Raw genomic sequence first — 24918 nt, forward strand, 5'->3', positions numbered from 1 at the left:
TGCCGCGGCCCTGCTCGCCGCCGGCGCCGTGCTCATCCCCCGGAGCCGCCGCGCCCCCCGGCCGGGGAGCCGGAGCACGCCGTGCCGGGGGAACCTCCCCGGCCGTCCGGGGCGCTGCGGACGCGGCGGCGGTGACTGGTGTCGCACCAGGGGAAGCGGCGGCTGCGGCGGCAGGTGCACAGCGCCACGGTGAACCGGTCCGACCGCTCCGTGCCGCCGTCCTCCAGCACCACCTCCACCGGGCCCTCCACCAGCATCGGGCCGCCCCGCACCAGCCTCACCCGGCGCGCCTCGCGCTCAGAGGGCGGCTTCACCGCGGATCACCACCAGCTCCTCCTTGTCCTCGCCGGGCGGCAGCAGCCCCCGCCGGCGCAGCCAGTCGGCCCGCTCCCGCAGCCGCGGCCCGAACGGGACGTACCGGCGCTCGGCCACCTGCGCGTCGAGACCGGCACGCACCAGCGCGTCCAGCGTGGGGGTGACGCCGCTGAGCGCCGACTGGACGAGGAGCAGGACGCCGCCGGGGCGCAGCCGCCGCGGCGCCTCCGCGCAGATCCGGTCGAGCAGCGCCCGCCCGTCGTGCCCCGCCTCCCAGGCCCGTGCCGAGCCGCGGCGGGGCAGCCGCGGACGCGGCGACGGCACGTACGGCGGATTGCTGAGGATGACGTCGAACCGCTCCCCTCCCACGGCCGACAGCAGATCGCCCCGGACCGCCCGGATCCGCACGCCCGCCAGCCGGGCGTTGAGGCGGCAGGTGAGCACCGCGCGGACCGAGGTGTCGACGGCGGTCACGCGGGCCCCGCGCCGGGCCGCCGCCACGGCGAGGGCCCCGGTGCCCGTGCACAGGTCGAGCACCCGGGCGCCCGGGGCGAGGGCCTCCTCGCGGAGAGCGGCGCTGAGGAAGGACGTATCGTCCTGCGGCGCGTAAACCCCTGGGGGCTTCAGAAACAACACGGCCACCGGGTACCCCAGCCGTTACGGCTAAACGTCAGGACGGGCGGGTGGCCGGTGGCCGGTGGCCGGTTCGCCGGACCCCGGACGACCTGGCCGTCCACCCGGACCGGGAGCACGCCCCCGCCGTCACGGTGGCACCGCCCTCCGTCGTCACCCGGCACGGAGCCCCCTTCCGCAGCCCGGTGACCGGGACCGCTCGCAGAGCCGTCCGCCCCGCGCGGGCACGTCCGGGCAGCCGCGGCTGAGTACCCCCGCTGAGTACGCGCACTCAGGTGTGTTGTCAGTGGCAGGGGACAGGATGTGGGGCATGGAGAAGATCGCGAACACCCGGGTCCAGCAGTTCCAGCCGCAGTGCCGAGCACAGGGCGGCGACGCCCTTCCGTACGCCGGCGGGCAGGCCGTCGCGGGCGCCATGAAGGCGGCCCTGGCGCTCGGCGGGGCCGCCGCGGTGCTCTGGGTGATCTCCATGGTCTACACCGTCACGCTGTGGACCCTGGGCGGCTGAGCGGCACACCCCGCCGCCCGCGGCGCGCCCCCGGCTGTACCGCGTCCCGCCCGCCCCGCCGCCCGCGCCCCGGCCGGACCGCGGCGCGCGCGCCCTGGCAGGATGCGGGACGGCGGACGGCGGACGGCGGACGGCCCCGGGGCGGGTCGCACCGTCCGTGCGGCCCCGCCGGGAACAGCCCCCGCCACAGGCCCGGCCGTGCCGGAGAACGAGCCGGAGGAGGGACCCATGCGAACAGCCACGACAGCCGGGAACTGGCCCGCCACGGAGGCCGAGGCGGTGGCCGAGCAGAACCGGCTGCGGGAACTGGCCGACACGGCCGGCCCGGGCCCGGCGCCGGGCGAGGTCCCGACGGTCGCGGGCGTCGACGTCGCCTATGACGAGGCCACCGGCCGGCTCGCGGCGGCAGCCGTGGTCCTGGACGCGGAGACGCTGGAGCCCGTCGCCGAGGCGGCGGCCACCGGGCACGCCGCGTTCCCGTACATCCCCGGCCTGCTGGCCTTCCGCGAACTCCCGCCGGTTCTGGAGGCGCTGGAACGGCTGCCGGAACCGCCCGCCCTGGTCGTCTGCGACGGCTACGGCCTGGCGCATCCCCGGCGGCTGGGTCTTGCCGCGCACCTCGGCGTGCTGACGGGCATCCCGGCCTTCGGCGTCGCCAAGACCCCGTTCGGCTTCGCCTGCGAGCCGCCCGGACCCGCGCGGGGCGCGAGTTCGCCGCTGCTCGACGGCGAGGAGGAGGTGGGACGCGCGCTGCGCACCCGGGAGGGCGTCAAGCCGGTCTTCGTCTCCGTGGGCCACGGGATCGGCCTGGAACACGCCGTCGCCCACACCCTCCGGCTGACCCCGCGCTACCGGCTTCCGGAGACCACCCGGCGGGCCGACTCGCTCTGCCGCCGCACGCTCGCCGCCGCCCTCGCGGGGGCCGGCCGGGGCTGAGCGCGGCCGCGGGCCCGCCCCCGCCCCGCCGCTCCACCCGGGCCGGCACGTCCCGCCCGCCGGGGCCGCCGCCTCCCCGGGCCTCACCGGTGCGGCGTCGCCGGGGCCGCCGTGCCCGCACTGCCGTCCGGGGGGCCGTCGGCCCGGGACGCCGGGACGCCACGGGACCGTCCCCGGCCCGCCGCCCCCGACCCCGCCCGCCGGCCCGCCCGGGGCACACCGTCGACCTGCCGCGGCGTGCGTAGGGTGAGTCCATGTTCGTACTGGAATTGACCTACTGCGCGCCCGCCGACCGGATCGAGGCCCTCCGCGAGGCCCATATGGCCTGGGTGGACGAGCAGTTCGAGGCGGGGGAGTTCATCGCCTCCGGGCCCAAGAAGCCGCGCGACGGCGGGGTGATCCTCGCGGTGGGGGCGGACCGCGACCGGGTGGAGGCCATCGCGGCGAGTGACCCCTTCGCCCAGGAGGAGGTCTGCGCGTACCGGATCACCGAGTTCACCGCGTCCCGCACGGCGCCTCCCCTGCGGGAGTACCGGCAGCCGGCGCGGAGCTGAGCCCGGTCCGCGCGGACCGGAGCCGGGTGCGGGCGGCGTGGGGCCGCGAGAGTTTTTCGTGGCCCGGAGGGCTTGTGCGAACTGGAACGTGTTCTTAGCATCGGTGGTGTTACATCGATGGTGTCACGTCAGCCGCCGCTCCGGTCACGACACCGCCGTGGCGGCACACCAGGGCGGCATCACCAAGGTTTGGGGTCTGAGGTCTCGATGGCAGTCACCGGGAACGGTCCGCTGGCGGGCGTGCGCGTGGTGGAGCTGGCCGGCATCGGCCCGGGCCCGTTCGCCGCCATGCTCCTCGCCGACCTCGGCGCCGACGTCGTGCGCGTCGACCGCCCCGGCGGTGCCGGGATCGGCATCGACCCGGCCCGCGACCTCACCAACCGGAACAAGCGCTCGGTCCTGCTCGACCTCAAGACCGAGGCCGGGCGGACGGCCGTGCTGGACCTCGCCGCCCGCGCGGACATCCTGCTGGAGGGCAACCGGCCCGGCGTCACCGAGCGCCTCGGTGTCGGCCCGGAGGACTGCCTCGCCCGCAACCCCCGCCTGGTGTACGGCCGGATGACCGGCTGGGGCCAGGACGGACCGCTCGCCCCGCGCGCCGGGCACGACATCGGCTACGTCGCCGTCACCGGAGCCCTCGGCATGATCGGCCCGGCCGGCGGCCCGCCCGCCGTGCCCGCCAACCTCCTCGGCGACTACGCGGGCGGCTCCCTCTACCTCGTCGTCGGCGTCCTCGCCGCCCTCCAGCACGCCCGGACCACCGGAACCGGGCAGGTCGTGGACGCGGCCATCACCGACGGGACCGCCCACCTCACCACGATGATCCACGCCCTGCTGGCCGCCGGCGCCTGGCAGGACCGCCGCGGCGCCAACCTGCTCGACGGCGGCACCCCCTTCTACGGCGTCTACGAGACCGCCGACGGCGGCTGGATGGCCGTCGGCGCCCTGGAGGAACGCTTCTACGAGGAGTTCACCCGCCTCCTCGGCCTCGGTGAGGACGCCCCCGACCGCGCCGACCCCGGCGCGTGGCACGCACTGCGCGCCGCCGTCGCCGACCGCTTCCGGACCCGCACCCGCGAGGAGTGGACGGCCGTCTTCGCGGATTCCGACGCCTGCGTCGCCCCCGTGCTGTCCCTGCGGGAGGCCCCGAACCACCCGCATCTCGCCGCCCGCGGCACCTTCACCGACCACGGCGGCATCACCCAGCCCGCCCCCGCGCCGCGGTTCTCGGCCACCCCCGGCGCCGTCCGCACCCCGCCCGCCCTGCCCGGCGCCGACACCGCCGGGGTGGCCGCCGACTGGGACCTGCCCGGCCTCACCGCCGCGGCCGCGCCGGCCGCCCCGGGAGCCCCGGGAGCCCCGGGAGCCACGGGGCACACCGCGGCCCCCGCCGGCACCACCGGCTGATGGAGCCGCGTGCCGTGCGGTCCGCCGCCGCCCCGGACCACACCGGGGGGCCGGCGGACGGCCGCTCCGCCCGGGACGGCGGGGCGGCGGCCCGGACCGTCCCGGCCGCGCCCCGGCCGTCCGCGCCGGCTCCCGGCCGTCTCCGCGGGCCGGCCCGTTCCCGCGTCCCCCTCCGCGGCCGTGGTGCCGCACGCGCCCGTGCCACCGCCCGTCCCGCTCCCACCATCCCGTCAGGAGGCGCGAGTTGAAGCGCACCGTCTTCACCGCCGAGCACGAGGCGTTCCGCGAGACCGTCCGCACCTTCCTGCAGAAGGAGGTGGAACCCCACCACGAGCGCTGGGAGCGGGAGGGCGTCGTCGACCGCTCCGCCTGGCTCGCGGCCGGCCGGCAGGGGCTGCTCGGCCTCGCCGTTCCGGAGGAGTACGGGGGCGGCGGGACCGCCGACTTCCGCTACAGCGCCGTCCTCACCGAGGAGTTCGCCCGGGCCGGTGCCTCCGGTCTGGCGGTCGGCCTGCACAACGACATCATCGGCCCGTACCTCACCGCCCTCGGCACCGACGAGCAGAAGCGGCGCTGGCTGCCCGGCTTCTGCAGCGGCGAGACCATCACGGCCATCGCCATGACGGAGCCCGGCGCCGGCTCCGACCTCCAGGGCATCCGCACCACCGCCACCGACGCCGGCGGCCACTGGGTGCTCAACGGCTCCAAGACCTTCATCTCCAACGGCATCCTTGCCGACCTCGTCATCGTGGTGGCCCGCACCACCCCCGAGGGCGGCGCCAAGGGCCTCAGCCTGCTGGTCGTCGAACGCGGCATGGCGGGCTTCGAGCGCGGCCGGAACCTCGACAAGATCGGCCAGAAGGCGCAGGACACCGCCGAGCTGTTCTTCCGTGACGTCCGCGTCCCCAAGGAGAACCTCCTCGGCGAGGAGAACGGCGCCTTCCTCCACCTGATGACCCATCTCGCCCAGGAGCGGATGAGCATCGCCGTCGCCGCCATCGCCGGCGCCGAGGAACTGCTGGAGATCACCAAGGCCTACGTCAAGGAGCGGGAGGCCTTCGGCCGGCCGCTGGCGAAGCTGCAGCACATCCGCTTCGAGATCGCCGAGATGGCCACCGAGTGCGCCGTCACCCGCGCCTTCCTCGACCGCTGCATCGAGGAGCACACGGCGGGGCAGCTCGACGCCGTGCACGCCTCGATGGCCAAGTGGTGGGCCACCGAACTCCAGAAGCGGGTCACCGACCGCTGCCTCCAGCTCCACGGCGGCTACGGGTACATGACCGAGTACCGGGTCGCCAAGGCGTTCACGGACGGCCGCATCCAGACCATCTACGGCGGCACCACCGAGATCATGAAGGAGATCATCGGCCGGTCGGTCCTCGGCTGAGGGCGGTGCCGTGCGGCAGCACCGCACGGCACCGCCCGGAACGCGCAGCGTGCCCCCGGCACCACCCGTACTACCCGTACCACTCGTACCACCCGCACCTCCCCACCGCCGTCCGCCCGGGCGGCACGGCAACGAACAGCACGGAAAGGCTGCCGACGTTGAGCACCGAAGCGTACGTCTACGAGGCGATCCGCACCCCGCGCGGCCGCGGCAAGGCCAATGGCGCCCTGCACGGCACCAAGCCCATCGACCTGGTCGTGGGCCTGATCCACGAGCTGCGCCACCGGTTCCCCGAGCTGGACCCGGCGGCCATCGACGACATCGTGCTCGGTGTCGTGAGCCCCATCGGCGACCAGGGCTCCGACATCGCCAAGATCGCCGCCATCGCCGCCGGGCTCCCCGACACCGTGGCGGGCGTGCAGGAGAACCGCTTCTGCGCCTCCGGCCTGGAAGCCGTCAACCAGGCCGCCGCCCGCATCCGTTCCGGCTGGGAGGACCTCATCCTCGCCGGCGGCGTCGAGTCGATGTCCCGGGTCCGCATGGGCTCGGACGGCGGCGCCTGGGCCATGGACCCGATGACGGCCTACGAGACCGGCTTCGTCCCGCAGGGCATCGGCGCCGACCTGATCGCCACCGTCGAGGGCTTCACCCGCCACGACGTCGACTCCTACGCCGCCCTCTCCCAGGAGCGCGCCGCCGAGGCCTGGAAGGACGGCCGCTTCCAGCGCTCCGTCGTCCCCGTCCGCGACCGCAACGGCCTCACCGTCCTCGACCACGACGAGCACATGCGTCCCGGCACCACCGCCGAGTCCCTGGCCGCCCTCAAGCCGTCCTTCGCGGGCATCGGCGAGATGGGCGGCTTCGACGCCGTGGCGCTGCAGAAGTACCACTGGATCGAGAAGATCGACCACGTCCACCACGCGGGCAACTCCTCCGGCATGGTGGACGGATCCGCGCTCGTCGCCATCGGCGGCGAGGAGGTCGGCCGCCGCCACGGCCTCACCCCGCGCGCCCGCATCGTCTCCGCCGCCGTCTCCGGCGCCGACCCGACGATCATGCTCACCGGGCCGGCGCCCGCCGCCCGCAAGGCGCTCGCCAAGGCCGGGCTGACCATCGGCGACATCGACCTGGTCGAGATCAACGAGGCCTTCGCGGCCGTCGTCCTCCGCTTCGTCCGGGACATGGACCTGGACATCGAGAAGGTCAACGTCAACGGCGGCGCCATCGCCATGGGCCACCCGCTGGGCGCCACCGGCGCCTTGATCCTCGGCACCCTCATCGACGAACTGGAGCGCCGCGGGCAGCGGTACGGGCTCGCCACCCTCTGCGTCGGCGGCGGCATGGGCATCGCCACCATCGTCGAACGCCTCTGAGCGCCGCCCGGCGCCCCGGGCGCCGCGGAACCGGCCCTCCCCGACCCCCTTCCACGGAGACTGCGAAAACACCATGAGCGAGCCCACCACCATCCGCTGGGAACAGGACGGCGACGGTGTCGTCACCCTCGTCCTGGACGACCCCCGGCAGTCCGCCAACACCATGAACGCCGCCTTCCGCGACTCCCTCACGGCCGTCGCGGACCGCCTGGAGGCCGAGCGCGACGCCGTCCGCGGCGTGATCGTCACCTCCGCCAAGAAGACCTTCTTCGCCGGCGGCGACCTGCGCGACCTCAGCCGGATCACCCCCGAACTGGCCCAGCAGGCCTTCGACTCCGGGATGCGCATCAAGCGCGACCTGCGCCGCATCGAGACCCTCGGCAAGCCGGTCGTCGCGGCCCTGAACGGCGCCGCGCTCGGCGGCGGCCTGGAGATCGCCCTCGCCTGCCACCACCGCGTCGCGCTCGACAACCCCAAGGCCAAGTTCGGGCTGCCCGAGGTGACCCTGGGCCTGCTGCCCGGCGGGGGCGGTGTCGTCCGCACCGTGCGGCTGCTCGGCATCACCGACGCCCTGCTGAAGGTGCTGCTGGAGGGCCGCCAGTACAACCCGGCACGGGCCCTGGAGGCCGGCCTCGTCCACGAGGTGGCCGGCAGCGAGGAGGACATGCTCGCGCGGGCCCGGGCCTTCATCGACGCCCACCCCGAGTCGCAGCAGCCCTGGGACGTCAAGGGCTACCGCATCCCCGGCGGAACCCCCTCCACGCCGAAGTTCGCCGCCAACCTGCCCGCCTTCCCGGCCAATCTGCGCAAGCAGCTGAACGGCGCGCCCTACCCGGCGCCGCGCAACATCATGGCCGCCGCCGTCGAGGGCGCCCAGGTCGACTTCGAGACCGCCCAGGTCATCGAGGCCCGCTACTTCACCGAGCTGGCCACCGGCCAGACCGCGAAGAACATGATCCAGGCGTTCTTCTTCGACCTCCAGGCCGTCAACTCCGGGGCCAGCCGCCCCGACGGCCCCGAGCCGCGCACCGTCCGCCGGGCCGCCGTGCTCGGCGCCGGGATGATGGGCGCCGGCATCGCCTACTCCTGCGCCCGCGCCGGCATCGAGGTCGTCCTCAAGGACGTCTCACTGGAAGCGGCCGAGCGCGGCAAGGCGTACTCCGCCAAGCTGCTGGAGAAGGCCGTCGCCCGCGGCCGCACCTCCGAGGCCGAGAAGGACGCGCTGCTGGCGCGGATCACCCCCGCCGCCGACCCGCAGGCGCTGGCCGGCTGTGACGCCGTCATCGAGGCCGTCTTCGAGAACCCGGAGCTCAAGCACCGGGTCTTCCAGGAGATCCAGGACGTCGTCGACCCCGGCGCGCTGCTCTGCTCCAACACCTCCACCCTCCCCATCTCGCTGCTCGCCGAGGGCGTGAAGCGCCCCGAGGACTTCGTCGGCCTGCACTTCTTCTCGCCCGTCGACAAGATGCCGCTGGTCGAGATCGTCAAGGGCGAGCGCACCGGCGACGAGGCCCTGGCCCGCGCCTTCGACCTCGTCCGGCAGATCCGCAAGACCCCGATCGTGGTCAACGACTCCCGCGGCTTCTTCACCTCCCGGGTCATCGGCCACTTCATCAACGAGGGCGTCGCGATGGTCGGCGAGGGCATCGACCCGGCCTCCGTCGAGCAGGCCGCGGGCCAGGCCGGCTACCCGGCCCGGGTGCTCTCCCTGATGGACGAGCTGACCCTCACCCTGCCCCGGAAGATCCGCGAGGAGACCCGCCGGGCCGTGGAGGAGGCGGGCGGCAGCTGGGAGTCCCACCCGGCGGACGCCGTCATCGACCGCATGGTCGACGAGTTCGGCCGCACCGGCCGCAGCGGCGGAGCGGGCTTCTACGCCTACGAGGACGGCAAGCGGGCCGGTCTCTGGCCGGGCCTGCGCGAGCACTTCACCCGGCCGGACGCGGAGATCCCCTTCGCGGACATGAAGGAGCGGATGCTCTTCTCCGAGGCCCTGGACACCGTCCGCTGCCTGGAGGAGGGCGTGCTCACCTCGGTGGCCGACGCCAACATCGGCTCCATCATGGGCATCGGCTTCCCCGCCTGGACCGGCGGTGTGCTCCAGTACATCAACGGCTACGAGGGCGGGCTCCCCGGCTTCGTGGCCCGCGCCCGGGAACTGCGGGAGACGTACGGCGAGCGCTTCGCGCCGCCCGCGCTGCTGCTGGAGAAGGCGGAGAAGGGCGAGACCTTCACCGACGGCCCGCGCGACTGAGCCGGCGCCGGTCCCGGGCAGGGGAGCGGCGCGGCCGGCGGGCCCGGTGGGATCCCCACCGGGCCCGCCCGGCGGTTCAGCGGGCGTCGCCGCGGATGACCTCGTCCAGGACGAAGTGCCCGTTCGGCCCCAGCTTCAGGACGGGGACGGCCCGGTCGATCGGATCGCCGTTGTTGCGGAAGGACAGGAAGCCGCTGGCCCCCTCCACCCCCTGGTCCCGGCCGCGCAGCTGACGGAACCGCCGCGCCACCGCCTCGCCCGTGAGCACGCTGCCGTCGAGTGAGGTCATCCGGATCGCGGTGATCGCGGTGAGCACCGCGTCGTGGGCCACCATCGCCTGGGCGTCGTCGCGCCGTTCGGAGGGGAACAGCCCGCTCAACAAGCCGCCCTCCTGGAAGAACGCGGCCGACGACCGCGACACCGCGGTCCGGTCCTTCTCCCACATGTCCGGGTGGGCCAGCCCCGTGTAGTACACCACGACGCCCTTCCCGGCGGCCTCCCGGAGCTGGTCGGTGGTGAGGTTGGTGGTGTCGTCCCCCGTCATCACCGTGAAGTCCCGCTGCTGGCACTTGCGGTTGGCGAGCTTGTTGATGAACGACATGAGGTGCTTGCCCCGGCCGGCGAAGTAGACCACGTCGGGTTCCTCACCGCAGAGGTTCTGGACGACCCAGCGGAGTTCGCCCTCCCAGCTGTCGGGCTGCGAGGCGTCGTACCCGGAGTTCTCCTCGGGCAGGGTGTGCTTCCTGTCGGGGAACACCGCGCGGAACTCCTCGGCGAGCGTGCGGGCGTAGAGGTTTCCCTCCGCCTCGTCCTGCACGATGACGGCGTCCTCGTAGCCCCGCTTCTTGAGGAACGCGGAGGCGGCCCTCGCCTCGTCCCGGTTGGTCGGCGCCACCCGGACGAGCCCGGGGATGTCGGTGAGGTTCGTGGCGCTCATGGTGCTGGCCACCATGGCGATCCCGTGCCGGGACAGCTTGAGCATGGCCGCCCGGTTCCGGCCGGTGCTGGGGCCGAGCCCCGTCACCGCCAGCAGCCGGTCCCCGCGCCGCTCGGACCGGCTCAGCGCGATGAGCCGGTCCACCGTGTACTCCCAGTGCTCGGCGCCGCTGCCGGTGTTGGCCACCAGCAGCCGGATCTTGGGGGAGCCGGAGAGATCGTCCCGGTTGGCCCGGTACTGGGCCAGATACGCACCCTGGAGCTGCCGCCGGACGGCGTCCTCGGAATTGCTGTCGTCCTTCTCGACGGTCAGCGAGGTCATGTAGGCGACGGTGACGTAGTTCTTCTCCTCCTTCATCACCCGCCGGTTCTCGGCACCGATCTTCCGCTGGATGCCTGTCAGATGCCCCGCGAAGGCGAACTTCGGGTCCGTCGCCCCGTCGGTCGCGCCGACGCACTCCTCGTCCGGGCCGCGCTTCTCCACGCCCTCCGCGCCCTCCAGGCACTGGGCCTCCCGCCGTTGCCACCAGCCGTACAGCTGCGGAACCCCGAGCCCCAGGAGCAGCGCCGCCACCAGGACGCCGACGGTCCAGTGCACCACCGGGCGGGTCGGCCGCCACATCTCCATGTTCCCACTCCCCGTCGTCCCCGTTGTCTTCGCCGTCCCCGCCGGCCCCGCCGTCCTCCTCGTCCCGCCGCGTCCCCGCCCGTGACGGCCGGCGGCGGGCCGCCCGCCGCCCCGGGGCGGGTGTCACTCGTCGCGCCACTGCCGGTAGCGCACCGCCTCGTCGTAGAGCGGGACGATCCCGGAGCTGCGCATCGCGGCGAGATGGTCGAAATTGCTGGCGATCACGGCGTTGAGCCGCCGGCCCGGGTCGCTCAGCGGATCGCTCCAGATCCACCGGGCCACCACCAGCCGCCGGACCACCGCCTCCGGGGACATGGCGGGGGCGTGGCTCCCGGTGGTGAGCGAGTCCAGCAGCCGCAGCGGCGGGACCGTCTTGTCCAGCCGGTTGGGCGCGGAGGTCACCAGGTCGAGGTCCCGGATGAAGTCCTCGCTGCCGCTCTCCGCGAACCGGCGGGCCAGCAGGCCGGCGACCGGTTCCGTCTCGCCCAGCGCCAGCCGGTGGTACATCTCCTCCAGCTCCGGGTCCCCGCCGGGCGTCCGCTCCGCGGTCCGCTCGCGCACGGTCCGGTAGTGCGCGGCCAGCCGTGCGTGACTGTCCCGCCACATCTCCTCGTCCGCGGCCAGCTCCCACAGCAGCAGCCGGCGCAGCCAGGGGTGGAGGACGAGCCGGCCGTCCTCGGCGGCGAGCAGCCAGCGTTCCCGGAGCAGGCCCGGCAGCGGCTCGCCGTGATCACCGGCCCCCGTCCCGAACACCTGGGCGCAGACGGAGAGATCACGGGCGGCGGACCAGCGCACGAGCGTGGCGCGGCGGTCGCTCCCCGGCTCGTCCGCCAGGTCCTCCAGGAGGTAGCCCAGCGACGCCCGGGCGAGAGTGGGGGCCCCGGGATCGGGGCCGGGCACCGGGGGAGCCGGCGGCAGCCCCGGCACCCGGCGCAGCAGGGCGTAGGGGTCCTCCTCGGGCGCGGGGTGCTCCCGGGCGGCGCGGAGCAGGGCGCCCACCGCGTGCCGGACGGCCCACGGCAGCCCGCCGGTCAGCCGCTGCACCCCGGGGACGATGTCGGGCCGGCGGGGCGCCCCGGCGCAGAGCACCCGGGTGTCGGCGAGCCGCAGCGGCCGCAGCTCCAGGGGGTACCACCAGAACTCGTCGGAGCTCTCACCGCCCCGTCCCGCCTCCCAGTGCGCGAGCGAGGCCAGATCGGAGTCCTGCGGGCGCAGCGCCCACTGCACGCCGGTGGCGGGGCCCCACTCGGGCAGCCAGCGGTGCACACTGGCGAGGGTCACCAGCGGATCGCAGCCGCGCCGGGCGGCCTTGTCCTCGTGCCGCGCCTCCAGCAGCAGTTCCAGGAACCTCCGCCCGGTCTCCGTATGGCAGTTGTCGAGCAGCAGCAGGAAGGCGCGGTGGTTGAGCCACCCCTTGGCGTGCTCCCGCAGATCGGCCAGGAAGGCGCGGAAGAGGACGCGCTCGACGTCCCGCGGGCCGTTCTCCCGGCCGTCGTCGGAGCGGTGCTGCCACGAGTTGAGCTCGACCAGCGCGTCCGCCGGGTCCGCGCAGGGCGGGATGCGCCCGTCGCCGTACCAGCCGATGCCGCGGTTGAGGGCCCGCCACGGGAGCTGGCCGGTGCGCGGGGTGACGGAGGACAGCACGGCGGCGGCGGCGTCGGAGACCCCGGGCGGGGCGTCCAGCGCCTCCGCCAGGGCTTCCGCCAGCTGGCCGAGGAAGCTGCCGTAACGGCCCTCGAGGGTGCGGAGTTCGTCGCGGATCAGCCGGGGCAGCCTGCGCCGCGAGTGGGCGCGGAGCAGGTCCTCCATCGGTGTGCCGGTCGTCAGCAGGCCGACGATGAAGCGCGGGAAGCCCGGCTCCTTGTAATTCGTCAGCTTCCGTTCGAGTTCCCGGGCCAGACCGCCCAGGACGGTCCGGATGTCGAGTCCGGCCGCCGCGTCGAAGTTGAGGTACGCGCACGGGGTGTCCGGGGCGAACCTCTCCTTGACGTAGGCGTGCAGATCGGTGGCGCCGATCCCCGTCGGCCCCAGCAGTACGGTCACCGGCCGGTCCGCACCGGGAGGCAGCGCCAGGCAGTCGTGGATGAGTTCCCGCACCGGTTCGCGGCCGCGCAGACCGCCCGGCAGTTCCGGCATGTGCGTCCCCCGTGTGTCGGCGCGTGTCCCACGGCTCTGCCCGCGTCGTGCCGACGGCAGTCTTTCCCGCCCGCACCACCCGGCGACCGCGGAACGGGAAGGTCGTAACGCAACGGATATGAACTGTGCGACCGCGTGAGCGGATCCGGACGCCTGTACGGGCCCGGCCGGCCCGGCCGGGCCGGTGGGGTCGGTGCGGGGTGCCCGGGCGGGAGGAGGCGGCCCCGGAGCACCCGCCTCACTCCTCCGGGAAGGAGTCCCGCAGTTCCTCCCGCATCGACCGCTGAAAGGCCGTCACCAGGGCCTGCACCACCATGGGCTGCATATGGGCGGACAGCGCGCGCACCGTCTCCACCCGCTCCGGGTCCTCCTCCCGCTCCCGGTACGGCTCCCAGACCTCGTCCCGGAAGAGCCGGCTCAGCTCCCGCGCCGCCTCCCGGGTGTGCTCCAGGACGACGGAGCGGGCCGCGAGGATCGTCTCCAGGCTGATCGGCACCTCGAGCAGCCGGACGCCGAGGTGCAGCATCGGGGGGTCGACCCGGAAGACGTCCGGGTCCTCCGTCCGCACCGCCACGTTCATCGCGGCGAGCCGGTCGATGTCGTTCTCCTCCAGCGGCCGGCCCGCACGCCGCTCCAGCTGCTCGCGGGTGGCCTCCTCCGCGGTGTCGGGGGCCCAGGACGCCACCAGCGCCCGGTGGATGGCCAGGTCCTGGGCGCTGAGGTCGTCCGGGAGCCGGCGCAGATAGCGCTCGATGGCGGCCAGCGTCATGCCCTGGTGCTGGAGTTCCTCGATGAGCGCCAGCCGGGACAGATGCTCCTGGCCGTACCGCCCCACCCGGCGCGGGCCGATCTCCGGGGGCGGCAGCAGCCCGCGGGTGCTGTAGAAGCGGATGGTGCGGACGGTCACCCCCGCGCGGGCGGCCAGCTCGTCGACCGTCAGTCCGTGGGCGGTCAGCTCCTGGGGCATCGGCGGCGCCTCGCTCTCTCGTTCCTCCGTGGCCAACGTGTTCAACAGTATTGCTGTCTCACCGTTCGTGTGGAACCTCGGCGGCGTCGCCGCTTCGGACGGGGCCTGAGAGATCTGTGGTGCGGGAGGTGTCACCGTCCCGGCCGCCGGGCCGTGGCCCCCGTTCCCGGAGCGGTCCCGCTGTCCGCCCCTGGCGCGCGGCGCGCCGCGCCGCCCGGCGGAACGCCCGGCGCCGGGCGCGGCACGGTACCTGACCGGCCTGACCTCCGGTGCGGGAGAGGCCACGGGGAGTCATACCGCCGCCGGGATGACTGCGACGGGCGCCGGGCGGGTAGCGGACACCGCGTTCGCCCCGTGGGGAAAGCCGAGGAAAGGTGCAGCCGGTGCCGGAGAAGGAACAGGGCGCGGAGGAGGCCAACGGAGCCCACCCCGCTCCCGTGCACGAAGTGGTGGCCCTGCTGCCGGGCAGCCCCCACCTCACCCGCCCCCCGCGGACCGACCGCTTCGTCTTCGGCGTCAGCGCCGTACTCGCCCTCGCCTTCGTCCTCTGGGGCTCGCTCGCCACCGAAACCCTGAAAAGGGTCTCGGGCTCGATGCTGGACGGGCTGATGCACAACGCGGGCTGGGCGTTCGTCCTGGCCGCCTCCGGCTTCGTGGTCTTCGCCCTGTGGCTGGCCGTCAGCCGCTACGGCCGGATCCCGCTCGGTGCCGAGGACGAGGAACCCGAGTTCCGCACCGTCTCCTGGGTCGCGATGATGTTCAGCGCGGGCATGGGCATCGGCCTGATGTTCTACGGCGTGAACGAGCCGCTGGCGCACTTCACCGACCCCCCGCCGGGCACCGACCCCGCCGACGCGGCCGCCGCGATGCGCACCGCGATGTCCACCACCCTCTTCCACTGGACGCTCCACCCCTGGGCGATCTACGCCGTCGTCGGCCTGGCCATCGCCTACAGCACCTTCCGGCGCGGCCGCCGGCAGCTGATCAGCTCCGTCTTCAAGCCGCTGATCGGGTCCCGGTACGCGAACGGCTGGGGCGGCCGGATCATCGACATCCTCGCCATCTTCGCCACCCTCTTCGGGTCGGCCACCTCCCTGGGCCTCGGCGCCCTGCAGATCGGCAGCGGCCTCACCGAACTCGGCTGGATGGGGCAGGTGGGCACCGGCCTGCTGGTCGCGATCATCGCCGTGCTGAGCGTGGCGTTCATCGCGTCCGCCGTGTCGGGCATCGCCAAGGGCATCCAGTGGCTGTCGAACATCAACATGGTGCTGGCCGTGGTGCTGGCCCTCTTCGTCTTCGTGGGCGGACCGACCGTCCTCATCCTCGACCTGGTGCCGACCTCCGTCGGCGGCTACCTCCGCGACCTGCCGCAGCTCGCCGGGCGGACGGAGGCCGCCAGCGGCGAGGACGTCGCCGGCTGGCTGTCCTCCTGGACGGTCTTCTACTGGGCCTGGTGGATCTCCTGGACGCCGTTCGTGGGCATGTTCATCGCCCGCATCAGCCGCGGCCGCACCATCCGGCAGTTCATCGGCGGGGTGATCCTCGTCCCCAGCACCGTCAGCCTGGTCTGGTTCGCCGTCTTCGGCGGCACGGCCATGCGGTTCCAGGAACTCGGGCGGCTCGGGGACGAGAAGACCCCGGAGGGCCAGCTCTTCGCCGTGCTGCGGGAGTTCCCCCTCGCCACGGCGGCCGCCGTGCTCGTCATGGTGCTCGTCGGCATCTTCTTCGTCTCCGGCGCGGACGCCGCCTCCGTGGTGATGGGCACCCTCTCCCAGAGCGGATCCATCGAACCCCACCGGATGGTCGTGATCTTCTGGGGTGTGGTCACCGGGGCCGTCGCGGCCGTCATGCTGCTCGTGGGCGGCGGGGGAGGCGACGCGCTCTCCGGCCTCCAGCAGATCACCATCCTGGCCGCCGCGCCCTTCACCCTCGTCATGATCGGTTTGTGCGCGGCCCTGCTGCGCGATCTGCGCCGGGACCCGCTGATCGTGCGCGGGGAACGGGCCGAAGCCGCCATCGAGACAGCCGTGATCGCCGGCCACGAGCAGTACGCCGGGGACTTCGCCCTCCACATCGGACCGGGCGAGGGCGAGAGCGGCGCGGCCGCCGAGGACGGTCCGCGCGGTGCGGACGGTACGGCGGGCGGTGCCGCGGGCCCGGCCGGTTCCCCCGCGCCGGACAGCGCCCCGCACCGCCCCGGCGGCTCCCCGCAGAAGCCCGCTGACGGGACCTGAGTCCCCGGGCGGCCGGGACCGGGGGCCGGCCGGGACCGGGCGGGCGGGGGCGGCCGGGACCGGGCGGGCGGACGGGGGCGGCCATCCGCCGGACGGGCCGCGCGGCCCCGGGCCGTCCGGCGGACGACTGCCACCGCCCCGGCGGGCCCGGCCCGCGCCGTACCGGCCCCTAGAATCGGCACCCTCATGAACGCCACCCTCGTCGCCAAGAATCTCGCCGCCGGCCACGGCGAACGCTCCCTGTTCTCCGGGCTCGACCTGGTCGTCGCCCCCGGCGACGTGATCGGCCTCGTCGGCGTCAACGGCGCGGGCAAGTCCACCCTGCTCCGGTTGCTCGCCGGGCTCGACACCGCCGAGGACGGGCAGGTGCGGCTCAGCCCGCCCACCGCGACCGTCGGCCACCTCCCGCAGGAGCCCGAGCGCCGGCCCGGCGAGTCGGTACGGGACTTCCTCGCCCGCCGTACCGGCGTCGCGGCCGCCCAGACCGCGCTGGACGCCGCGACGCAGGCCCTCGTCGAGGAGAAGCCCGGCGCCGACGACGCCTACGCGACCGCTTTCGACCGCTGGCTCTCCCTCGGCGCGGCCGACCTCGACGAGCGCGCCGGGGAGGTCACCGCCTCCCTCGGCCTCGACACCGGCCTCGACCGGCCCATGACCACCCTCTCCGGCGGCCAGGCCGCCCGCGCCGGCCTGGCCTCCCTGCTGCTCAGCCGGTACGACGTCTTCCTGCTCGACGAGCCCACCAACGACCTCGACCTGGACGGACTCCAGCGGCTGGAGTCCTTCGTCCGCGGCCTCCGCGCCGGCACCGTCCTCGTCAGCCACGACCGCGAGTTCCTCACCCGCACCGTCACCAAGGTCCTCGAACTCGACCTGGCGCAGCAGCAGGTGAACCTCTTCGGCGGTGGCTACACCGCCTATCTGGAGGAGCGGGAGACCGCCCGCCGCCGGGCCCGCGAGGCGTACGAGGAGTACGCCGACACCCGCGCCGGCCTGGAGGCCCGGGCCCGGACCCAGCGCGCCTGGATGGAGAAGGGCGTCAAGAACGCGCGGCGCAGGATGAGCGACAACGACAAGATCGGCCGCAACGCCCGCACTGAGACCACCGAGAAGCAGGCCGCCAAGGCGCGGCAGACGGAGCGGCTCATCGAGCGCCTGGAGACGGTGGAGGAGCCGCGCAAGGAGTGGGAGCTGCGGATGGAGATCGCCGCCGCGCCCCGCTCCGGTGCCGTCGTCGCGACCCTGCGCGCCGCCGAGGTGCGGCGCGGGGACTTCCGCTTCGGCCCGGTCGATCTCCAGATCGACTGGGCGGACCGGGTCGCCATCACCGGCGCCAACGGCTCCGGCAAGACCACACTGCTCGCCGCCCTCCTCGGCCGCCTCCCGCTCGACGCCGGGCAGGCCGCGCTCGGCCCGGGCGTCGTCGTCGGCGAGGTGGACCAGGCCCGCGGACGGCTCTTCGGCGGCGCGGACGGCGCGGGCGGCGCGGGTGACACGGACACGGGCGGCGCCCCGCTGCTGGAGACCTTCCGCGCCGCCACCCCCGAACTGGACCCGGCCGGGGCCCGGACGCTGCTCGCCAAGTTCGGCCTCGGCGCCGCCCACGTCCTGCGCCCCGCCGTGACCCTGTCGCCGGGGGAGCGCACCCGCGCGGCCCTCGCCCTTCTCCAGGGCCGGGGCGTCAACCTGCTGGTCCTGGACGAGCCGACGAACCACCTCGACCTGCCCGCCATCGAGCAGCTCGAATCGGCCCTCGCCTCGTACAACGGCACGCTGCTGCTCGTCACCCACGACCGCCGGATGCTCGACGCGGTCCACGTCACCCGGCGGATCGAGGTCGCCGCCGGGCGCGTCACGGAGCGCTGACGGGCGGCGTGCGCGAGGCGCTGACGGGCGGGGTGCGCGGCGCCGGGGGAGTGAGCACCGCGCCGATGCTGGCCGCCACCACCAGCCCGATGGCCAGCCCGGTGACCGGCGACAGGGCCTGGCCGAGGACCAGGAACCCGGCCGCGGCCGCCACCGCGGGCTCCACGCTCATCAGCACGGCGAAGGTCGCGGCGGGCAGCCTGCGCAGCGACGCCAGCTCCAGGCTGTACGGCAGCACCGACGAGAGCAGGGCCACCGCCGCGCCGAGCCCCAGCGTCACCGGGTCCAGCAGCGTCCGTCCCGCACTCGCCGCACCCAGCGGCAGGCTGAGCACGGCGGCCACGACCAGGGCCAGCGCCAGCCCGTCGCTGCCGGCGAAGCGGCGGCCGGTGCGGGCCGACAGCAGGATGTAGAGGACCCACATCGCGCCCGCGCCCAGCGCGTACGCCACTCCGGCGGCGTTCAGTTCGTCGAAACCGCCGCGTCCCAGCAGCAGGACGCCGCCGAGCGCCAGCACCGCCCAGAGCCAGCTGACGGCACGCCGGGACGCCACCACGGACAGCACCAGCGGGCCCAGCACCTCCAGGGTCACGGCCGCGCCCAGCGGGATCCGCTCGATCGCCTGGTAGAACAGCGTGTTCATCCCGCCGAGGGCCAGCCCGAACGCGGCCACCAGGCCCCAGTCGGCCCGGCTGTGGCCACGCAGCCGGGGCCGGCACAGCACCATCAGCACCACGGCCCCGAACAGCAGCCGCAGCGTCACCACCCCCAGCGCGCCCGCGCGCGGGAACAGCAGGGCCGCCACGGCCGCGCCGAACTGCAGCGACAGGGCACTGCCCAGGACGAGCCCCGATGCCCGGACTCTCCCGCCGGCCCGCGGCCCGGACGGGGGCCGGCCGGTGCCGGTGGCTGCGGCGGGCCTGGGGGAGGTGTCGTGAACTGCGAGGTCGTCGGGCATGAGCCCACGCTAAACGGCCACCGCCGTCCTCCCGAAACCGGATTCCGGAGCCGGCGCACCCGGTCCGCCGCGGCGTTCGGCGGCCGAGCGCGGACCCGCGCGAGATCCGCCGCGCCGCGGCGCGAGTCCGGTCTCGCGGGTTCCCGCGCCGGTCCGCGCGCCGCTCTGCCGGCGGACGGGCGGGTCACGGTGCCGCTCCGGGCGCCGCCGAACCGGACGGCTCCGGCGGGCACGGACGATCCCCACGCCCCGGAGCCGCCGTCCGCCCCGGGCGGCGGGCGACGTCCGCGATGTCGGCGTCGTCGGGCCGGCCGAGGGGCGGACCGGCGGGCACATCCGGCCGGGGCGGCCGAGCGGTTCACCGGGCCGCCCTTCCGGACCGCACGGCGGACGGCCGAGGACCCGGCACGATCGTCGCGGGAGCCGCGGGAGCCGCGGGAGCCGCGGGAGCCGCGGGAGTCGCGGGAGTCGCGGGAGTCGCGGGAGTCGCGGGAGTCGCGGGGCCGGGGCACGGCGGCCGGGACCGCCGTGCCCTCGGCCGCTACGAGCGGCCGCCGCCCTCAGGCTTCAGCAGGCCCGCACGGCGCAGGGCGTCGGCCATCGCGCCGTTCGCCGGGGCCGCCTCGCGGGCGCCGCCCCGGTTCCCGCCCCGTCCCGCGCCGCGCCCGCCCTGACCCGGCCGGCCCTGCCGGGGCTGGGGCGCGCGCCCGGTCCGCCGCTCCCCGCCGGCCCCGGCGGGGGCCGCCGCGCCGGGCGCCGGCACCTCGTCCTCCAGCCGCAGCGTGAGCGAGATCCGCTTCCGCGGGATGTCCACGTCCAGCACCTTCACCCGGACGATGTCACCGGGCTTCACCACGTCCCGCGGGTCCTTGACGAAGGTCTTCGACATCGCCGAGACGTGCACCAGGCCGTCCTGATGGACGCCGACGTCCACGAACGCGCCGAACGCGGCGACATTGGTGACGACGCCCTCCAGCAGCATCCCCGGCCGCAGGTCGCCGATCTTCTCGACGCCCTCCTTGAACGCGGCCGTGCGGAACGCCGGCCGCGGGTCGCGCCCCGGCTTCTCCAGTTCCCTGAGGATGTCCGTGACGGTCGGCAGCCCGAAGGCGTCGTCGACGAACTCCTCCGGACGGAGCCCGCGCAGCACGGCCGTGTTGCCGATCAGGCCCCGTACGTCGCTGCCCGCCGACCGCACGATCCGGCGCACCACCGGATACGCCTCCGGGTGCACGCTGGAGGCGTCCAGCGGGTCGTCCCCGTCCTGGATCCGCAGGAAGCCCGCGCACTGCTCGTACGCCTTCGGCCCCAGCCGGGCCACGTCCTTGAGCTCCTTGCGGGTCGTGAAGGGGCCGTGGGCGTCGCGGTGGGCGACGATGTTCTCGGCGAGCCCGGCGCCGATGCCGGAGACCCGGCCGAGGAGCGGCGCGGACGCGGTGTTGACGTCCACGCCGACGCCGTTGACGCAGTCCTCCACGACCGCGTCCAGCGAGCGGGAGAGCTTCACCTCGGAGAGGTCGTGCTGGTACTGGCCGACGCCGATCGACTTGGGGTCGATCTTCACCAGCTCCGCCAGGGGGTCCTGCAGCCGGCGGGCGATGGACACCGCCCCGCGCAGCGATACGTCCAGCTCCGGCAGCTCCTGCGAGGCGAACGCGGAGGCCGAGTACACGGACGCGCCGGCCTCGGAGACCATCACCTTCGTGAGCTTCAGCTCCGGCTCGCGCGCGATGAGGTCGGCCGCCAGCCGGTCCGTCTCCCGTGAGGCCGTGCCATTGCCGATGGCGATCAGCTCGACGCGGTGCTCGCGGGCCAGCCGGGCCAGGGTGGCGAGGGAGGCATCCCACTTCTGCTGCGGGACGTGCGGGTAGATCGTCTCGGTGGCGGCGACCTTGCCGGTCGCGTCCACCACGGCCACCTTCACGCCGGTACGGAAACCGGGGTCGAGCCCCATGGTGGCGCGGGAACCGGCCGGCGCGGCCAGCAGCAGATCGCGCAGGTTCGCCGCGAACACCCGCACGGCCTCGTCCTCCGCGGCCTGCCGCAGCCGCAGCCGCAGATCGATGCCGAGGTGGACGAGGACCCGGGTGCGCCAGGCCCAGCGCACGGTGTCGGCCAGCCAGCGGTCCGCCGGGCGGCCGCGGTCGGCGATCCCGAACCGCCGGGCGATGGCGGCCTCGTAGGCCGTCGGCGCCCCGGCCGGCTCCGGCTCCTCCGGTTCCAGGACGAGGTCGAGGACGTCCTCCTTCTCGCCCCGGAACATGGCGAGGACCCGGTGCGAGGGGAGCTCGGTGAACCCCTGGGAGAAGTCGAAGTAATCGGCGAACTTGGCGCCCGCCTCCTCCTTGCCCTCCCGGACCTTCGCCGTCAGCCGGCCCCTGGTCCACATCCGCTCGCGCAGCTCGCCGATGAGGTCGGCGTCCTCGCTGAAGCGCTCGGTGAGGATCGACCGGGCGCCGTCCAGCGCCGCGGCGGCGTCCGCGACGCCCTTCTCCGGGTCGGCGAAGGCCGCCGCCGCGGCCTGCGGTTCCACGGAGGGGTCGGCCAGCAGGCCGTCCGCCAGGGGCTCCAGCCCGGCCTCGCGGGCGATCTGCGCCTTGGTGCGCCGCTTCGGCTTGAAGGGCAGATAGATGTCCTCCAGCCGGGCCTTGGAGTCCGCGGCCAGAATGCGCGCCTCCAGGGCGGCGTCGAGCTTGCCCTGGCTCCGCACCGACTCCAGGACGGCGGTGCGCCGCTCCTCCAGCTCGCGCAGATAGCGCAGCCGCTCCTCGACGGCGCGCAGCTGCGCGTCGTCGAGCGTCTCGGTCGCCTCCTTGCGGTAGCGCGCGATGAACGGCACGGTCGAGCCGCCGTCGAGCAACTCGACGGCCGCTCTGACCTGCCGTTCCCGTACGCCGAGCTCCTCGGCGATCCTGCCCTCAATCGACGTCGTCACGATCCCGTTCCGCCTTGTCGTCGTGCTGGAGACTGCATTGTGGCAGGCGGCACGGACAGCGGGGCCGGTGACTCGTCGGGCGGGCGCGGACGAGCGGCGCGGCGGGCCGCGTCAGACCCGGCGGGTGGAGCGGGAGGCGCCGCCGAACAGCTTGCCCAGGACCCGGAAGGGCAGGGTGACGACGGTGGCCAGGGCGCCGCCGACGGCCCGGAGTGCGTCTGCGATGGCACGGAACACGTGGTCCTCCTCTGGTCGGGCGTGCTCGGACGGCGGTGTCCGCCGCACGGACGTGTGCCCGGATCCTCCGGATCCGCGCTGCCGTACACCGCGTCTGACCGGACGCGGCCGGTCCAAACGAGCCGCCGGGGAACCGCCGGCCGGAGCGGGGAGCGGGCACCGGCCGGCCCCGGCGCCCGGGAGGGGCGCCGGCACCGGCCGGCGCGTGCGCCGGCGCGGGAGGAAAGGCCGGGGGCCGATGGGCTGTGGCGGAGCCGGGGGGCGCGTTCCGGCCGGAGGTCCGCGCCGGGCGCGCGACGGCCCGTCCGGTGTTCCGCCTCCGCCGCCCCGCGCTTCCCCGCGTGGCCCGTGCACCGCCGGGTCCGCGGGCGCTCACCCCTTGCCGGATCAGCCCTTGCCGGACCACCCCTTGCCGGATCAGCCCTTGCCGAAGAGGTCCGGCGGGTAGGCCCCGGCCATGACAGCCTTGTTCCGCCACTCGGTCGCCAGGGCGGTCAGCCGCTCGACACCGGCCGCGCCCAGATGCTCGTACGGGGCCCGGTCCAGCCGGTCCGTCTCGTCCTCCAGGGTCTTCCGCAGCTCGGTGCCGGCGGCGGTCAACTCCCCGGCCGCGTCGAGCAGTTTGCGCTCCCGCAGCCGGTCCTGGGCCGCCGACCAGTCCGCCTCCGTCCAGCCGCGCGTCCGCAGGGCCCAGGCGGGCGTCATGCCCCGCCCGCTGGCCGTGTGGCTGACGAGGGCCTCCAGCGGGTCCAGTTCGGCGCCGACGAGCAGCGCGATGTGGCCGTCGCCCCGGTGCTCGCGCAGCAGGGTGGCCGCGTGCCAGAAGGCGAGGTGCGGCTCCTCCGGTACGGGAAGGTCGGCGTGCGCCGCGTACAGCGGCCGCCCGGACCGCCCGCAGGCCTCCGTGGCGCGCAGCGCCAGCTCCGCGCCCTCGGCCATCTCCGGTGAGGCGAGGACGTCCTCGCCCAGCAGCCGGCGCAGGGTCGCGTCGACGGCCCGCAGCCGGGCGTCGAGCACGGCCGCGGGAGAGGCGGTCCCCCAGACGGCGGGGACGTGCCGGGCGACCAGTTCATGGCTGAAGTTGTGGAAGGTGGCGGTGACGGTGCCCGCTCCGACGGCGCCCATCGGGGCGGAACGGCCCGCGAAGTAGGCGGCGCGGGGATGGGTGAGGCCGAGAGCCTCCATCTCCCGGCCGAGGTCCGGGGAGAAGTAGAGGGCCGAGTGGAGCGGGTTGACCGCGTTGTGGCAGTGCCGTCCGGCGCGCGGGGGCAGGGTGGTCGTCGTCATGCCCGGCAGGCTACGTGCCGGTAACGACGCCGGGGAAGGGAGGCCGTCCACGCTGCCCGGCCGACCGGGCGGTGTGCCCCGACGGTCCGCCGGCCGGCGGCCGCGGGCGTTCAGCCCGGCCAGGTGAAGCGCGGCGGGCGGCGTTCCAGGAAAGCGGTGACGCCTTCGGCGGTGTCGGCGCTGCCGCGCGCCTGCTCCGCCCAGTGGGCCACCCGCTCCGGCCCGGCCGGGCCGTTCGCGAACTCCTTGGCGGCGGCCTGGGTCAGCAGCGACCGGGAGGCGAGGGTCCGGGCGAAGTCCGCGACCCGCGCGTCCAGGTGCTCCGGCGGCAGCAGTTCGTCCACCAGACCGGTGCGCAGGGCGCGGCCCCCGTCGATCAGCTCGGCGGAGAACAGCAGGAACTTGGCGGTGGCCGGGCCGACGAGACCGGTCAGACGGCGGGTGGACGTCGCCGGGTAGACGATGCCCAGCCGGGCCGGGGTGACGCCGAAGGAGGATCCCTCGGCGGCGAAGCGCAGATCGCAGGCCGCGGCGAGCTGGCAGCCGCCCCCCACGCAGTAGCCGCGGACGGCGGCGAGGGTCGGCCGGGGGAAGGCGGCCAGGGCCTCCTCGGCGGTGACCGCCAGGCTCTGCGGTCCGTCTCCGTCGGACCCCCGGTGCCCGTCCCCGGCGCCGCTCAGCTCGGCGATGTCGGCGCCCGCGCAGAACGTGCCGCCCGAGCCCGTCAGCACCAGGACGCGCACGGAGGCGTCGGCCGCGAGCCGCTCCAGCAGGACGGGCAGCTCGCGCCACATGGCGGCGGTCATCGCGTTGCGCTTCGCCGGATGGTGGATGGTGACGGTGGCGACACCGTCGCGGACGTCGCACAGCAGGGTGCCGGCGGGGGCCGCGGGGCCGGTGCCCGCGGCGGAACCGGCGGAGGGGGAGAGCGCCATGCGCCGGATGCTATCCGGGTCCTCCGGGCCGGCGGACGAGGAGGTGGCCGAACGGTGCCGGGACGCCCGAGCCGCCCGGGACGGCGGCCTCCCCCTCCGCTGCGCGGCTTCCTCCGTCCGGCGTTCCCGGGCGGGGGCGAGGGCGCGGGGATGCGGGTGCGGCCGCCGGGACTGTTCGTAGCGGACGAGAGCGCTCAGATTCCGTCGATAGACGCACACTTCCGGGCAGCCGACCGGATCGGACCGTTCCGTTGCCAGCATCGGTCCGGCGAGCGGGAGCGGGAGCAGCCGTGACGCGGGTGCGCTCGCTGTCCCGGCAGAGGAAGCGGGACCAGCCGGAAAGCTGCACGAACCGGAGGGGGCGGACAGATGGAGAACCGGGGGGACGGACCGCCGGACCGGTCCGGAACCGCCGACGGGCGGCCGGCCGCG

General features: G+C 75.0%; 19 protein-coding genes. 9 read left to right on the top strand and 10 right to left on the bottom strand.

Annotated features, from left to right (window positions below):
* Positions 1–32 precede the first annotated feature (32 nt).
* Complete coding sequence (locus KBZ10_RS15065; protein WP_374223357.1) at positions 33–314, bottom strand: CDGSH iron-sulfur domain-containing protein; 282 nt, start codon at positions 312–314, stop codon at positions 33–35.
* Positions 298–951: a HemK2/MTQ2 family protein methyltransferase gene (locus KBZ10_RS15070; protein WP_210988142.1), complete on the bottom strand. Its 654-nt coding sequence runs from the start codon at positions 949–951 to the stop codon at positions 298–300. The genes KBZ10_RS15065 and KBZ10_RS15070 overlap by 17 nt, the downstream gene beginning before the upstream one ends.
* A gap of 307 nt (positions 952–1258) precedes the next feature.
* Here KBZ10_RS15070 and mmpA point away from each other — a divergent pair, with 307 nt between their 5' ends.
* The 7 genes from mmpA (at position 1259) to KBZ10_RS15105 (ending at position 9367) form a co-directional block, all read left to right on the top strand.
* Positions 1259–1456 (top strand): morphogenic membrane protein MmpA, encoded by a 198-nt coding sequence (gene mmpA / locus KBZ10_RS15075; RefSeq protein ID WP_210988143.1) that lies wholly within the window; start codon positions 1259–1261, stop codon positions 1454–1456.
* Positions 1457–1684: 228 nt separating this feature from the next.
* The gene (locus tag KBZ10_RS15080) at positions 1685–2392 is read left to right on the top strand and encodes an endonuclease V (RefSeq protein WP_210988144.1); all 708 of its coding nucleotides are present in this window, start codon (positions 1685–1687) and stop codon (positions 2390–2392) included.
* A gap of 254 nt (positions 2393–2646) precedes the next feature.
* Entirely contained in the window at positions 2647–2946 is a 300-nt protein-coding gene (locus KBZ10_RS15085; RefSeq protein WP_210988145.1) for a YciI family protein, read from the top strand.
* Between the two features lie 207 nt (positions 2947–3153).
* Positions 3154–4353: a CaiB/BaiF CoA-transferase family protein gene (locus tag KBZ10_RS15090; protein WP_210988146.1), complete on the top strand. Its 1200-nt coding sequence runs from the start codon at positions 3154–3156 to the stop codon at positions 4351–4353.
* Positions 4354–4597: 244 nt separating this feature from the next.
* Complete coding sequence (locus KBZ10_RS15095) at positions 4598–5740, top strand: acyl-CoA dehydrogenase family protein (protein ID WP_210988147.1); 1143 nt, start codon at positions 4598–4600, stop codon at positions 5738–5740.
* A gap of 158 nt (positions 5741–5898) precedes the next feature.
* On the top strand, positions 5899–7113 hold the full coding sequence (locus KBZ10_RS15100) for an acetyl-CoA C-acetyltransferase (RefSeq protein ID WP_210988148.1): 1215 nt from the start codon (positions 5899–5901) through the stop codon (positions 7111–7113).
* A gap of 73 nt (positions 7114–7186) precedes the next feature.
* Positions 7187–9367, top strand: a complete 2181-nt coding sequence (locus KBZ10_RS15105) for a 3-hydroxyacyl-CoA dehydrogenase NAD-binding domain-containing protein (RefSeq protein ID WP_210988149.1) — start codon at positions 7187–7189, stop codon at positions 9365–9367.
* 76 nt (positions 9368–9443) lie between these two features.
* On the opposite strand, the gene KBZ10_RS15110 is transcribed toward KBZ10_RS15105, so the two are convergent.
* The 3 genes from KBZ10_RS15110 to KBZ10_RS15120 all read right to left on the bottom strand — a co-directional run bounded on the left by KBZ10_RS15110 (position 9444) and on the right by KBZ10_RS15120 (position 14034).
* Positions 9444–10931, bottom strand: coding sequence for an ABC transporter substrate-binding protein (locus KBZ10_RS15110; protein WP_210988150.1), 1488 nt, complete (start codon positions 10929–10931; stop codon positions 9444–9446).
* A 123-nt stretch (positions 10932–11054) separates the two neighbouring features.
* Positions 11055–13067 (bottom strand): hypothetical protein, encoded by a 2013-nt coding sequence (locus tag KBZ10_RS15115; protein WP_210988151.1) that lies wholly within the window; start codon positions 13065–13067, stop codon positions 11055–11057.
* A 238-nt stretch (positions 13068–13305) separates the two neighbouring features.
* A complete protein-coding gene (locus KBZ10_RS15120) occupies positions 13306–14034 on the bottom strand; it encodes a MerR family transcriptional regulator (protein WP_210988217.1) in 729 nt (242 codons plus the stop codon).
* A gap of 446 nt (positions 14035–14480) precedes the next feature.
* Between KBZ10_RS15120 and KBZ10_RS15125 the strand changes: the two genes are divergently transcribed.
* Positions 14481–16268, top strand: coding sequence for a BCCT family transporter (locus KBZ10_RS15125; RefSeq protein WP_210988218.1), 1788 nt, complete (start codon positions 14481–14483; stop codon positions 16266–16268).
* 186 nt (positions 16269–16454) lie between these two features.
* Positions 16455–18134 (top strand): ABC-F family ATP-binding cassette domain-containing protein, encoded by a 1680-nt coding sequence (locus tag KBZ10_RS15130; RefSeq protein WP_210988152.1) that lies wholly within the window; start codon positions 16455–16457, stop codon positions 18132–18134.
* Here KBZ10_RS15130 and KBZ10_RS15135 read toward each other — a convergent pair.
* From KBZ10_RS15135 to KBZ10_RS15150, 5 genes are all read right to left on the bottom strand, one after another.
* On the bottom strand, positions 18121–19092 hold the full coding sequence (locus KBZ10_RS15135) for a DMT family transporter (RefSeq protein WP_210988153.1): 972 nt from the start codon (positions 19090–19092) through the stop codon (positions 18121–18123). The genes KBZ10_RS15130 and KBZ10_RS15135 overlap by 14 nt on opposite strands.
* 541 nt (positions 19093–19633) lie before the next feature.
* Positions 19634–22027 carry a Tex family protein gene (locus tag KBZ10_RS15140; protein ID WP_210988154.1) on the bottom strand — a complete coding sequence of 798 codons (2394 nt, stop codon included), beginning with the start codon at positions 22025–22027 and terminating at the stop codon, positions 19634–19636.
* 111 nt (positions 22028–22138) lie between these two features.
* A complete protein-coding gene (locus tag KBZ10_RS30050) occupies positions 22139–22264 on the bottom strand; it encodes an LPFR motif small protein (protein ID WP_307847443.1) in 126 nt (41 codons plus the stop codon).
* Between the two features lie 417 nt (positions 22265–22681).
* Complete coding sequence (locus KBZ10_RS15145; RefSeq protein WP_210988155.1) at positions 22682–23551, bottom strand: hypothetical protein; 870 nt, start codon at positions 23549–23551, stop codon at positions 22682–22684.
* Positions 23552–23661: 110 nt separating this feature from the next.
* The gene (locus KBZ10_RS15150) at positions 23662–24486 is read right to left on the bottom strand and encodes an enoyl-CoA hydratase/isomerase family protein (protein ID WP_210988156.1); all 825 of its coding nucleotides are present in this window, start codon (positions 24484–24486) and stop codon (positions 23662–23664) included.
* Positions 24487–24918: the final 432 nt, after the last annotated feature.

Origin of the sequence: Streptomyces sp. F63, assembly GCF_018070345.1 — a bacterium.
GTDB lineage: Bacteria > Actinomycetota > Actinomycetes > Streptomycetales > Streptomycetaceae > Streptomyces.